At 46.1% G+C, this 11,621-nt stretch carries 14 protein-coding genes; all 14 read right to left on the bottom strand.

The window, feature by feature from the left end; translation table 11 throughout:
• Window positions 1–211: 211 nt before the first annotated feature.
• On the bottom strand, window positions 212–1,126 hold the full coding sequence (locus MH117_RS02710) for a polyprenyl synthetase family protein (protein WP_275444472.1): 915 nt from the start codon (window positions 1,124–1,126) through the stop codon (window positions 212–214).
• Window positions 1,119–1,379 (bottom strand): exodeoxyribonuclease VII small subunit, encoded by a 261-nt coding sequence (gene xseB / locus MH117_RS02705; RefSeq protein WP_239327080.1) that lies wholly within the window; start codon window positions 1,377–1,379, stop codon window positions 1,119–1,121. The genes MH117_RS02710 and xseB overlap by 8 nt, the downstream gene beginning before the upstream one ends.
• Complete coding sequence (gene xseA, locus MH117_RS02700) at window positions 1,369–2,739, bottom strand: exodeoxyribonuclease VII large subunit (protein WP_239327078.1); 1,371 nt, start codon at window positions 2,737–2,739, stop codon at window positions 1,369–1,371. The genes xseB and xseA overlap by 11 nt, the downstream gene beginning before the upstream one ends.
• Before the next feature lie 93 nt (window positions 2,740–2,832).
• Entirely contained in the window at window positions 2,833–3,690 is an 858-nt protein-coding gene (gene folD / locus MH117_RS02695) for a bifunctional methylenetetrahydrofolate dehydrogenase/methenyltetrahydrofolate cyclohydrolase FolD (RefSeq protein WP_239327076.1), read from the bottom strand.
• Window positions 3,691–3,835: 145 nt separating this feature from the next.
• Window positions 3,836–4,360: a transcription antitermination factor NusB gene (gene nusB / locus MH117_RS02690; RefSeq protein WP_239327074.1), complete on the bottom strand. Its 525-nt coding sequence runs from the start codon at window positions 4,358–4,360 to the stop codon at window positions 3,836–3,838.
• Window positions 4,361–4,565: 205 nt separating this feature from the next.
• A complete protein-coding gene (locus MH117_RS02685; protein WP_239327072.1) occupies window positions 4,566–4,796 on the bottom strand; it encodes a DUF2273 domain-containing protein in 231 nt (76 codons plus the stop codon).
• A 14-nt stretch (window positions 4,797–4,810) separates the two neighbouring features.
• Window positions 4,811–5,350, bottom strand: a complete 540-nt coding sequence (amaP, locus tag MH117_RS02680; RefSeq protein WP_239327070.1) for an alkaline shock response membrane anchor protein AmaP — start codon at window positions 5,348–5,350, stop codon at window positions 4,811–4,813.
• A 68-nt stretch (window positions 5,351–5,418) separates the two neighbouring features.
• Window positions 5,419–5,829 carry an Asp23/Gls24 family envelope stress response protein gene (locus MH117_RS02675; protein WP_028544147.1) on the bottom strand — a complete coding sequence of 137 codons (411 nt, stop codon included), beginning with the start codon at window positions 5,827–5,829 and terminating at the stop codon, window positions 5,419–5,421.
• A gap of 110 nt (window positions 5,830–5,939) precedes the next feature.
• Window positions 5,940–7,283 (bottom strand): acetyl-CoA carboxylase biotin carboxylase subunit, encoded by a 1,344-nt coding sequence (accC, locus tag MH117_RS02670; protein ID WP_239327068.1) that lies wholly within the window; start codon window positions 7,281–7,283, stop codon window positions 5,940–5,942.
• A 46-nt stretch (window positions 7,284–7,329) separates the two neighbouring features.
• A complete protein-coding gene (gene accB, locus MH117_RS02665; protein WP_239327066.1) occupies window positions 7,330–7,824 on the bottom strand; it encodes an acetyl-CoA carboxylase biotin carboxyl carrier protein in 495 nt (164 codons plus the stop codon).
• 156 nt (window positions 7,825–7,980) lie between these two features.
• On the bottom strand, window positions 7,981–8,742 hold the full coding sequence (locus MH117_RS02660; protein ID WP_239327064.1) for a SpoIIIAH-like family protein: 762 nt from the start codon (window positions 8,740–8,742) through the stop codon (window positions 7,981–7,983).
• A 30-nt stretch (window positions 8,743–8,772) separates the two neighbouring features.
• On the bottom strand, window positions 8,773–9,435 hold the full coding sequence (gene spoIIIAG / locus MH117_RS02655) for a stage III sporulation protein AG (RefSeq protein ID WP_239327736.1): 663 nt from the start codon (window positions 9,433–9,435) through the stop codon (window positions 8,773–8,775).
• A gap of 116 nt (window positions 9,436–9,551) precedes the next feature.
• Window positions 9,552–10,349 (bottom strand): stage III sporulation protein AF, encoded by a 798-nt coding sequence (spoIIIAF, locus tag MH117_RS02650; RefSeq protein ID WP_239327062.1) that lies wholly within the window; start codon window positions 10,347–10,349, stop codon window positions 9,552–9,554.
• Between the two features lie 11 nt (window positions 10,350–10,360).
• Window positions 10,361–11,602, bottom strand: coding sequence for a stage III sporulation protein AE (gene spoIIIAE, locus MH117_RS02645; protein WP_343224427.1), 1,242 nt, complete (start codon window positions 11,600–11,602; stop codon window positions 10,361–10,363).
• Window positions 11,603–11,621: the final 19 nt, after the last annotated feature.

Genomic DNA, 11,621 nt, shown 5'->3' with positions numbered 1-11,621 from the left:
TTGGTTCATTTGATGATGATGCACTACCTGGTTGGTGTATTTCACATGTCATATTCATCTCTAATGTGGTTATTTTAAACTCTTATCCCAGAATTAAAACCTGTCTATATATACACCACTTCATGTAAAAGTTCTCGCATAAAAGGTACCCGCTTATTATAACACATGAGCAGCTGCACTTCGAAACTTAATCCACTAGTTGTTCATTCCATTAATACACTCGGTTCATCAAATAGTCAGCCAGTTCCAACAGTCTTGCTGGATATGGTAAGTTAGCATCCACAACAGCTGATTTCGCCTCATGCGTCAATCGTGCGACTTCCGCTTTAGACGCATCCAGTCCAATAAAGAAAGGATAGGTTACCTTGCCGCTCTTTTCATCGCTGCCTTTTTGTTTGCCGAGCAATGTTTCATCACCAATAATATCCAGTATGTCATCCTGAATCTGAAATGCAAGGCCAAGCTTTCTGCCGAATTCGGTCAGCGCGGCAATCTGCTGCTCGTTAGCACCGCCTATTCTTGCACCCGCACGAAGGGAAAAAACAATCAGATCACTTGTCTTGTGCAGATGTATATATTCAAGCTGTTGAATTGAAGTAACGCCTTGCTCGCCTAGCATATCAGCAGCTTGTCCGCCGACCATCCCTATCATTCCCGAATAATAAGACAGTTCCTCAGCTACCGTTAAGATGATATCTGCTGGCACACCATACTGACGAGTTGCTTGGGTCACACTATAAAATGCATGGGTGAGCAGCCCGTCACCGGCGAGGATCGCCATCGCTTCCCCATGTACTTTATGATTAGTCAGCTTGCCACGACGATAATCATCATTGTCCATCGCTGGCAGATCGTCGTGAACTAATGAATAGGTGTGAATCATTTCTACCGCACAAGCTACAGGCATTGCCGATTGCACGTTGCCCCCCAAGCTCTCACAAGCTGCTAACACAAACACGGGGCGCAGCCGCTTTCCTCCGGCCATTAACGAATACATCATCGATTCCTTTAGATTGTCAGGAAATAACCAATCTACGGGAATAGTCTTCGGAAGCGCTTCCTCAATCTCGCTTACCCGTGACTTCAGATAGTGTTCCAATGCCAGATTTGCTTCGGCGTTATTCAATCAGGTCACCTGCTTCCGGTTGAAACGCTTGTCTCTGCCATTCTCCGTCTTGTTCTGTCAGCATTTCGATTTTGCGCTCAACCTGTTCCAGCTTGGATGAGCAGTTCTTCGACAGCATCATCCCTTCTTGGAATAACTCAATCGCTTGCTCTAAGGGAACATCTCCACTTTCCAACTGGTTGACGATGTGCTCTAAGCGTTCCATCGCAGCTTCAAAGGACATGGCTTGTACTTGTTCCGTATCATGACTCATCGTCTTCTCTCCCTTTCATGGACCATACCTGGCAATTGAGCTGCCCGTCCGTCACTTTAACTTTTATAATATCACCAAGCTGCACGTCTGCAACTTGCTTAATAAGTCTATTTTCCTGTTCATCATATACCAGGCTGTATCCTCTTGACATTACTTTAAGCGGACTTAATGCATCAAGTTGACGCATGGCCCCGTGAAGCTGCATCTGCTGCTTGTTGACGATGCTGCTCATAAGAGAACGAAGCTGCTTGGAATTTGTGACAAGACGTGATCTCGCCATCTTGGTCTGATGCAGCGGTGATTGCTCACGCAATCTTGCGGTTGCTGCCTGTAGACGATGTTCTGCACTAACGACAGACAACTTGCCTCTGTTTAACAATCGTTCATTCCAGCGTGCTAATCTCTCCCGGTACTGTTGTACGCTTTGTTTCGGCTTCCGAATGACAGGTGATTGCTGTACTCGTAACAGGCGCTCTTGCTGTATCGCAAGATTACGCTGCATCGCCTGCTTTAGTCGTCGATTCAGGTGATGCAAATGCTGCTTAAGGTCCTCCTGATGAGGAACAGCCAGCTCCGCTGCCGCTGTTGGTGTTGGTGCCCGTAAATCCGCAACAAAATCAGCAATCGTAAAATCCGTCTCATGACCAACCGCAGAAATAACAGGAATATGTGATTCTGAGATCGCCCGTGCTACAACCTCTTCGTTAAATGCCCATAGTTCTTCCAATGAGCCGCCGCCTCTACCTGCAATAATCACATCCACTTCACCATGGCGGTTTAGAGCATGTATTGCATGCGCGATTGAAGAGGCTGCTTGCTTGCCTTGTACCAATACCGGATAGACCAGTACGGTCATTCCTGGTTGTCTACGATGAAGTGTTGTTAAAATATCACGCACGGCGGCTCCTGTTGGCGAAGTTACAACACCAATCGCTCTAGGAAAAGTCGGCAGCGGTCTTTTGCGCCCCTCGTCAAACAAGCCCTCGCCCTGAAGCTTCTGCTTTAACTGCTCATAGGCCAAATACAAGCTGCCAATTCCATCAGGCTGCATCTGCTGTGCATAGAACTGATACTGTCCATCACGCTCATACACGGTCACATAGCCATTTGCGACTACTCGCGTACCTTCCTTCGGCCGGAACGGTAGCTTTTGATTGTTGGATGCAAACATAATCGCTTTAATTCGACTGTCTGCATCCTTCAATGTAAAGTACATATGGCCGCTGGAATGATGCGTAAAGTTGGATATCTCTCCGCGCAGCCAAATATCCTGCATGCGTTCATCGCCATCCAGTTTCATACGAATGTATCGATTGAGATCCTTAACGGACATAATTCGCTGTTCATCTGTACGTGACATCAACATCCTCCCGCCTTATAAGTAAGACACAGGGTGATACCCGGTAGTCCTTCACCGCTATCACCCTGCATTTCTGTATACCTCATATATCTGTTACGTTAAATGATGAATCCGCTTTGCTGCTTTAAGTGTATTGTACATGAGCATCGTAATCGTCATCGGACCTACACCACCTGGAACAGGCGTGATCCAATCACACAGATCTTTGACATCTTCAAAATCAACATCACCTGCAAGCTTGCCGTTTTCAAGCCGATTCATGCCTACGTCAATCACAACAACACCTGGCTTAAGGAAGGAACGATCTACAAAATTGGCGCGACCAATCGCAACAACAAGAATGTCCGCTTGACGCGTCAATTCCTTCATGTTGGCGGTGCGTGAATGACACATTGTAACAGTTGCATTCTCTCGCTGAAGCAGCAAGGACACTGGTTTGCCCACAATATTGCTGCGCCCGATGACAACCGCATGTTTGCCTGCAATGTCTACTTCATGACGCTTCAACAGTTCAATAACACCTGCAGGCGTACATGGTAATAAAGACTCGTCTCCAATAACCAGATTGCCGACACTTACTGGATGAAAGCCATCCACATCTTTGGCAACCGCAATTGCATCGATTACAGCTTTTTCGTTGATATGCTTAGGCAAAGGAAGCTGAACCAGAATACCATGAATCGTAGACTGTCCATTCAGTGTCTCAATAAGTGCCAGAAGATCAGATTCCGTCGTATCTGCTGGGAGTCGGTGTACTTCTGAGTAATAACCTAGCTCCAAACAAGTCTTATGCTTACTGTTCACATACACCTGTGATGCCGCATCTTCTCCGACCAATACAACAGCAAGTCCAGGCTGAACACCTTTTGCTGTCAATCTGTCCACTTCTTGTTTCATTTCTTCACGCATAGCTGCTGATACCGTTTTACCATTCATCAAAGAACCAGTCATGTTCTCTCCCCCAATGCAAATCGTTATCTATTACAACATGAAGCACGATCAACAATAGAAATACATCTATGTTAACACACGTTAGAACACCAAATGCCCTTCCTTGCTTAATTCAAGCAAACCATGTCAAACTTAACTCAAACACTTATTCTTGTTCTACAGCACCAGCTTCTACATCTGGTTTTGTACCAGAAGTTGCGCCTTCGCCTGTTTCCGTTTCCGAAATCGCTTCCGAAGGATTGCGGTCACGCAGCATTTGTCCTAATACACCGTTTACGAACTTGCCTGACTCATCCGTACCAAAATGCTTCGCCAATACAACTGCTTCGTTCACGATTACTTTTGGTGGTACATCATCACGGTATAATAATTCGTAACTGGCAAGGCGCAATATTTGACGATCTACTCTTGAAAGTCGATCTACCTGCCAGCCTTTCAAATACCCTGTCAAAACAAAGTCAATGTCCTCGCGCTTCGCCCAAGTCTCATGCACCCATGTCAGTACATGTTCACGCATGGCGGAGGCATCCTTTGCCTCTACACCCGTCTCATTGTCCTCTTGCTTCGCTTCATCCACGACCATTTCGACCGCTTGTTCAGGTGTAATCCCTGTCATTTCTAATTGGTACAAGCTTTGAATGGCCATTTCTCTCGCGATACGTCTTTTCATCTTTGTTCCTCCTGCGCTCTTATCAACATGATGTCCCAGCAGTCGATGCGCTATATCATCAATGTTTTATTTCTGCTGCCAAATGATTACTTGATATGTCGGGGAACATCCTTATGGCTCGACCATGAAAAAATCCTATGCCCGCCCCGATTAGCTCCCCGTCGGTTGACCGGCGGTGCCACAGTCGTTCGGAGCGTCCATAGGACTACTTCAACCATCTCCAGTGATCGGACAGCCACACACGCATTCGCTGCCACGGTATCATGGGGCCTAAGTCCATATCTTTATGCTTGCCAACGGAATAACCGATAAATACGAGCAGCGCAACAAAGAGCATGTCCCAAAACCCAACGAATAAATACACTAGACCTAATCCGATCCCAGCTGCTATACCGATGATTCGTCCACTGTGACTCTCCCACAATTGTTTCCACATCGGAAGTTCACCACCTATTCAACACGTGCCTTAAACGTCTGCGTCTGCACTACATTCGCGACGTAAACGGACACGTAAGATACTGGAATTCCGGTAATCTCATGTACATAGTCACGAACGTTGCGCTGAACTTCCTCCGTAATGCCAGGAATAGCGTTCTCCCCATCTACGATGGCACGGATCATAATATCCAACCCTGCGTCATTTGCGCGGATACGCGCTTTAAGATCCTTAACACCACGTACTCGTCCTGCCGCCTTTAACGCTACATTCTCAATGGTCTCAAGTGAGATCTTAATATCACCAATTTCTGTACGCTGATCGATCGATGGCAGTGATGTGCGCTCTCGTCGAATCGAAACATAGAAAAAGCGGATGCTTATCAAGAACAGAACCGCAGCTACAGTAATAACCGTAATTAACATGCCATCTGGCAGGTTCAAAACGATAAGATCAGGCAGCAGGCCGCTTGCTACAATAATAGCTGCCACGGACAACGTGCCGATTACGATGCTGTATAGAAACAACAGCAGCCTGTCAAAGATTCTACCCATATTGCCGCGCCTCCTTGTTGAATTACAGGTAACCCCCTGCCATATGGAGGGGGTTCTCTCATCCAGCACTATTTAACGCGCGAAGAATTGTCCGGCTCTTCCGGCTTCTCCTGCGACTTAAAGTGAACATCATGCACATGCACATTCACTTCTACCACATGAAGGCCAGTCATCATCTCGATGGAACGTTTTACATTGTTCTGAATGTTAGACGCCACCTCAGGGATACGGTTGCCATATTCGACGATGATCGATACATCAACTGCCGCCTCGCGTTGACCAACTTCCACCTTAACGCCTTTTGATAAGTTCTTGCGGCCAAGCAATTCAGCGATACCACCGGCAAAGCCTCCGCTCATGCCTGCTACGCCCTCTACCTCAATGGTAGCAAGACCTGCAATCACTTCAATAACCTCAGGTGCAATTTGAATATTACCTAAGTCTGTACGTTCGAAATCCGGAATAATCGTTTGATTCATCCATTATCACTCCTTACTATTCATGTATGGAGATATAATCCTGTCCACCTATTATTCATAACTATATCATTTGTCCAATTTTATGACAAACAACTGATCGGTGTAAACCATTATACCTCATTTTCCTCTAGAAACTTGATGTCAAAATCGCCACGAATGAAAGTTGGATGCTGCAACAATCGCATATGGAATGGAATCGTTGTATAAATACCTTCGATAGCAAATTCAGCCAGAGCTCGCTTCATGCGCTCAATCGCTTCTAGTCTTGTTGGCGCCCACACGATAAGCTTGGCAATCATAGAGTCGTAGAACGGAGAGATTGTATATCCTTGGAAAGCAGCACTATCCACACGAACACCTATGCCTCCTGCTGGCAAATAAAACGTAATCTGCCCTGGAGACGGCATAAAGTTGCGATCCGGATCTTCCGCATTAATACGGCACTCGATCGCCCACCCGTTAATCGTGATCTCATCCTGTCTGACAGAAAGCTGTTCACCTTGAGCCACCATAATCATTTCTTTAATAATATCCACACCAGTAACCATCTCTGTAACCGGATGTTCAACCTGTATGCGGGTATTCATTTCCATAAAATAGAACTGTCCGTCCGGTGCCAGCAAAAATTCTAGCGTACCAGCTCCTGAATAGTTAACAGCCAATGCCGCACGAACCGCAGCGTCACCCATTTGGTTACGTGTTTCCTCGCTCAGAACAGGACATGGTGCCTCTTCCACAAGTTTCTGTCTGCGACGTTGTACCGAGCAATCCCGCTCGCCTAGATGAACGACGTTTCCATGCTTGTCAGCTACGATCTGGATCTCGACATGCTTCATACCCGTCAAGAACTTCTCCAGATAGACACCTGAATTGCCAAATGCTTTCTCAGCTTCTTGCTGAGCGGTCTTCATCTGCTTCAACAGAGATGATTCATCATCTGCAATCCGAATACCTTTACCGCCGCCGCCTGCTGTTGCTTTAATGATGACAGGATAGCCGATATCACGTGCAATCATAATTGCATCTTCAATATCCTCAACAAGACCGTCAGATCCCGGAATAACCGGTACGCCCGCATCCTTCATCGTCTGCTTGGCAACTGCCTTGTCACCCATACGCTCAATTGCATCAGCAGAGGGGCCAATAAATGTAATGCCGCATGAACTGCAAATCTCGGCAAAGTCAGCATTTTCCGCCAAAAACCCGTAACCAGGATGTACAGCGTCACACTCTGTAAGTGTTGCCACACTCATTAAGTTGGTAAAATTCAAGTAGCTGTCCTTGGACGCCGTTGGTCCAATACAGTAGGCCTCATCCGCCAGACGAACATGAAGGGCGTCGCGATCCGCTTCCGAGTAAACAGCTACTGTTGTAATTCCTAGTTCACGGCACGCGCGAATAATACGTACGGCAATTTCTCCGCGGTTCGCGACGAGCACTTTCTGAAACTTCATCGTTCAACCTCCTCTTGGTTTATCCGAATTAACTAGTCAGCCTTCTTTACTCAGGCTTTACCAAGAACAGTGGTTGTCCGTATTCTACTAGTTGTCCGTTCTCGACCAGAATCTGTACGATCTCGCCTGATACCTCTGCTTCAAGCTCGTTCATAAGTTTCATCGCTTCAAGAATACAAACAACAGAACGCTCGTTCACCCGGTCTCCCGTCTTCACGAAGGCACCTGCCTCAGGAGACGGCGAAGCATAAAACGTACCTACCATAGGGGATACGATCTTGTGGAGTCCTGCTTGAGCAGATGCAGCATCTGTACTTGGCGCCGGATTTGCTGCAGTTGCCTCAGCAGCCGCAGTTACAGGAATAGTTGCTGGGACTGGCGTATATGTATGTGTCGTTGGTGCCGTTTGAACAGTTACAACCTCTGTCTTGCCCGGCTTACGAATGGATAGGCGGAAGCCTTCGTTTTCTACTTCGAGCTCATGGACCGAAGTCTGGTCCAACAATTTTACCAGCTCTTTAATCTCACTAATTTTGAACAATTCATTCACTCCTCGTGAAAGTATGTATCCGTAAGGACTTTACATATGGACAATCTACATAGACGTATGTATTATATCACAACCTCAATAAATAGAAAGAGCCCAGTTTGGAACTGGGCTTTGCCAACCTTTGTATTTAAGGTGCATGTTATCGCTTTATTCGGACACATACTGAACACTTATTTTGTCCTGTGTTACATTTAATTCTTTTATTAATTTATCCATAATATCAACGGCCTGCTTCACTTCCAGCTTCGCGCTCTGCACGACAACTTTATAGCGGTCATTATCCTGAGTAATAACTGCATTGTCATATTCCTTCTGCAATTCGGTCTCCAGGTTTGTAATTTTTTGTTCACGCTCGTCAAGCTGATGCATCTCATCATAAGCTTTTGTTAGTTTATCACCGGTAATATTGGTTGTATCATTAATAATACCGAGTAAACGCTCAATATTTTGTTGATATTGCTCATTTCTTTCCATTTGTTTTTCTTCGATCATGCTTCGTTTGGTTACACCACCGGCAACCGCTTCATTCAGCACATCCTCATTGGTCTTTGTATCTTCCTTGCCTGCTACTGACTTAGATGTATCAGCTGGTGCAGACGATGGTGCACCTGTCGGATCTTGTGTCTCATGGCCCGCATTTCCATTTGCGATATTCTCAGTGCCTTTCTTTTCGCCTGCATTTGCCTGTTCCTTGCCAGCCGTGTTGCTGTCCCCAGCAGATACTTCCGTGATCTGCACGTTTGGAAGCTGCCCAACTTCAGTGGCGTCACCTTTAATCACTTGCTCCGCTTGCGTTCCAGTTGCCGTTTGTTTACTTGTCGTATCTTCCGTAAACAAGTAATAGGCGGATAATACAACCATCAGGCTTAGCATAGATACTAACCAAATTGTTTGTCTTTTCGTGTTCATAAGAAAAGGCCTCCTTTGCCATTCACTGCTTTACTCCGCCACTTTTCGCGGCACGACCGAGATTCGATAAGACGGGACATTTAATCCTTTTTCCACCGCATCCACTATTAATTGCTTGACGACTGCATTTTCTGCGCCTTTCGCAACAACGACGACTCCTCTCACCTTGGGCTTGATCCGTTTTGTTACGATTGGACTATGACTGTTCGACTGTTCCGTCATTACAATTTCTCCATCACGCGAATATTGTGTCGTGTGACGCTTGCCCCCGTTCGCATCGGTCTCCTCCGTTACCTGCTGGCTATCTTTATTGTTGCGTTGGATAACCATCTCTTCTGTTGAATCAATCGTTACCAATACCTCAACCTGTCCGACACCCACAATCTCCTCCAGAATGGACCGAATTCTTGTTTCGAAGGACTTCTCGATAGCATCAAAGGCGTTGCCAGGTGTGGGAGTCAGCTCACTCGACTGCCCATCAGCAGCTTGAAAGGCTCCCGCCGTCGGCGGTTCCCTGCCAACGTTGCCCTTTAGCCAACTGCCTGCCCCTTCGAAGGAGCGAAACGAGCTGAATAAGACAAGCGCGGCGCCAATAAGGCCAAACAGCAACAGCAAGCGGAACGTATGCAACTTTTTGGACCCGTTCGGTCCACTGCCAAGTAGGGATTCAATTTTCTGCAGCCATTTCGCCAATGCACTCAACCGCCCTTTCACATGATGGACTTGCGTTTACTTGTCCTCATTTCACCTATACGCTGCTTGTTCAAATTTATGACTGCAATATGCGAACTCGTACACTTTTTTATGAGCTACGTTTGCCATTCGATATGGATCTGTTCCGGCAATACGACCCATTGCTGCGACAATTGCTGTTTAACTAGCCCTTCAACCGCCTGGCGTTCATCGTTTTCATTAAGGGGTTGAACTTGATTGTCGAGTTGTTTTTTATGTGTATTATTATTAGAATTTACCGATTGTACGGTAACATTCGACACGGTCTCGACAGGTTCCACCTGGTTAATAGCACCGTGTTCTGGGGCCATTACTGGTAACGTTTCATGTTGTATTTCTGCTCTCTGGGCTGGCTTCATTTGAATGCGTATCATGTCGATTGTTGGCTGCTCCTGATTAGGGCGACTAGTTAATTCCACCTGCACGGCAACCACTTGGAATATGAGCTTTGACTGTGCAATAACAGTCTCTGCCCCCTCCGAGCGAGCGCCTCCGCTTAGATTGCCAGTTGACGGTGAGGCCAAAGTATCATTTAATTGTTTCTTCATATTCGTCTCGAGCTGCGCAGCCGCATAGGACATCACTTGTTCGTCACGCTTCGCTTTTATCCGGTTAGCTTCGCGCTGAATGGAGGTTAATGATGCGTAAGTGCTAGGTGTTGCCGCTGATGCCTGGTCCCATTGCTGCGCCAATTCATCTGTAATGTTCGCGTCAAAGAGCTTCATAATCGGAGAGAGCAGGATCAGTAAGATGATCAGACTCATCATCAGTTTGACATAACGCTGCATCGTGCGATTAGGCAGCAGTAAATCAATAAAGGTCGCTAATAAAATGACCATGATGATTTCCTTTAGCCATTGGCTAAGCCACGTCATGCGTATCCCCCCTAACGCATCATGACAGTTACATTCCCGGCTGTTAACAAGATCGTAATCGCAAGAAAGAACATTAAGCTAACTGCCGCAAGAGCAGCAAACACATAAATCATACTTTTACCCACCGTCTTCAAACAGCCTACGACCGGGCTATCGCCTAAAGGCTGCATTACAGCGGCAGATACGTTATAAATGAGCGCTAGCGTTAATATTTTTAATGCGGGAAATGCACACAAAAACAAGAGGATAATAACGCCCGTTAAACCGACCGCATTTTTGACGAGCAGCGAAGCTGTTATAACCGTATCTGTTGCATCAGAGAATACACGGCCTACAACCGGAACAAAGTTGCCCGTAATATACTTAGCTGTCCGTAATGCCACCCCATCCGTAACTGAGCTTGTCACACCTTGTACTGAAATGACACCTAAAAAGACAGTTAACAATATGCCCAACAACCCGACGCTAATGTTCCGCAGCAGGTTTGCCAACTGCGTTACTTTGTACTTGTCCGACATCGTACTGACAATATGGAGCACAGCTGAGAAGAACAGCAGCGGAAATACGACAGCATAGATTAACGTACCGACCAAATGAATCATAAATACAATTAGCGGATGAAGTACAGATACGGTAACAACATTTCCAAGGGATGCTAATAATGTAAATAGCAACGGAACCATTGCCATCATAAAGTCAATCATTCCTGATATGGCATCTTTTGCATATCCAATCGCTACGTGAAAACTGTTTATCGCTAAAATAATAATGACCATATAAGAGATGGAATAAGCAATTTTACTAACTGTATTCCGTTCAAATGCGGTTTGCAGCGTCTCAAGCACCATGCTAAACACAGCTAAAATAACAATCGTGACAATCAATTTCCCATTCATGACCACTTCTTGCAGCATAAAGCTGCCCAGTGCTTTAAACGTATTGCCGATCGTAAGCTTCTCGCCCCCCGGCAGAATTAGATCAGCAAAATCAGGTACAGACTCTTTTGGGAAAAATCCTCCATACTTGTCCAACAAGGTGTTCCAATATACCTCTACTTCACCTGTGCCGATCTCCTTGCTTTGCTGCTTCACCCACTCTTCAGCAGGAGCAGAAGAAGTTGCCTTTACCTGCTCATCTACAGCATCAGGGGCTGCTGATACTGCACTAACGCCTGCACACAACATACACAAGAGAAGTACGATGAAGACATGAGTACGACTCGCATGAAATAGGCTCTTTCCGATAGTCTTCACCTCTCCTCATTATGTATGG

This window comes from Paenibacillus sp. ACRRX (genome assembly GCF_022346885.1).
GTDB lineage: Bacteria > Bacillota > Bacilli > Paenibacillales > Paenibacillaceae > Paenibacillus_B.
This window is presented reverse-complemented; position numbering and strand designations above follow the sequence as displayed.

Excerpts from the sequence above, each read along its gene's own strand:
- spoIIIAF (WP_239327062.1), bottom strand. The coding sequence starts at position 10,349 with ATGACGTGGCTTAGCCAATGGCTAAAGGAAATCATCATGGTCATTTTA.
- xseA (WP_239327078.1), bottom strand. The coding sequence starts at position 2,739 with ATGTCACGTACAGATGAACAGCGAATTATGTCCGTTAAGGATCTCAAT.
- accC (WP_239327068.1), bottom strand. The coding sequence starts at position 7,283 with ATGAAGTTTCAGAAAGTGCTCGTCGCGAACCGCGGAGAAATTGCCGTA.
- xseB (WP_239327080.1), bottom strand. The coding sequence starts at position 1,379 with ATGAGTCATGATACGGAACAAGTACAAGCCATGTCCTTTGAAGCTGCG.
- nusB (WP_239327074.1), bottom strand. The coding sequence starts at position 4,360 with ATGAAAAGACGTATCGCGAGAGAAATGGCCATTCAAAGCTTGTACCAA.
- amaP (WP_239327070.1), bottom strand. The coding sequence starts at position 5,350 with ATGGGTAGAATCTTTGACAGGCTGCTGTTGTTTCTATACAGCATCGTA.
- MH117_RS02685 (WP_239327072.1), bottom strand. The coding sequence starts at position 4,796 with ATGTGGAAACAATTGTGGGAGAGTCACAGTGGACGAATCATCGGTATA.
- MH117_RS02660 (WP_239327064.1), bottom strand. The coding sequence starts at position 8,742 with ATGAACACGAAAAGACAAACAATTTGGTTAGTATCTATGCTAAGCCTG.
- folD (WP_239327076.1), bottom strand. The coding sequence starts at position 3,690 with ATGACTGGTTCTTTGATGAATGGTAAAACGGTATCAGCAGCTATGCGT.
- MH117_RS02675 (WP_028544147.1), bottom strand. The coding sequence starts at position 5,829 with ATGAATCAAACGATTATTCCGGATTTCGAACGTACAGACTTAGGTAAT.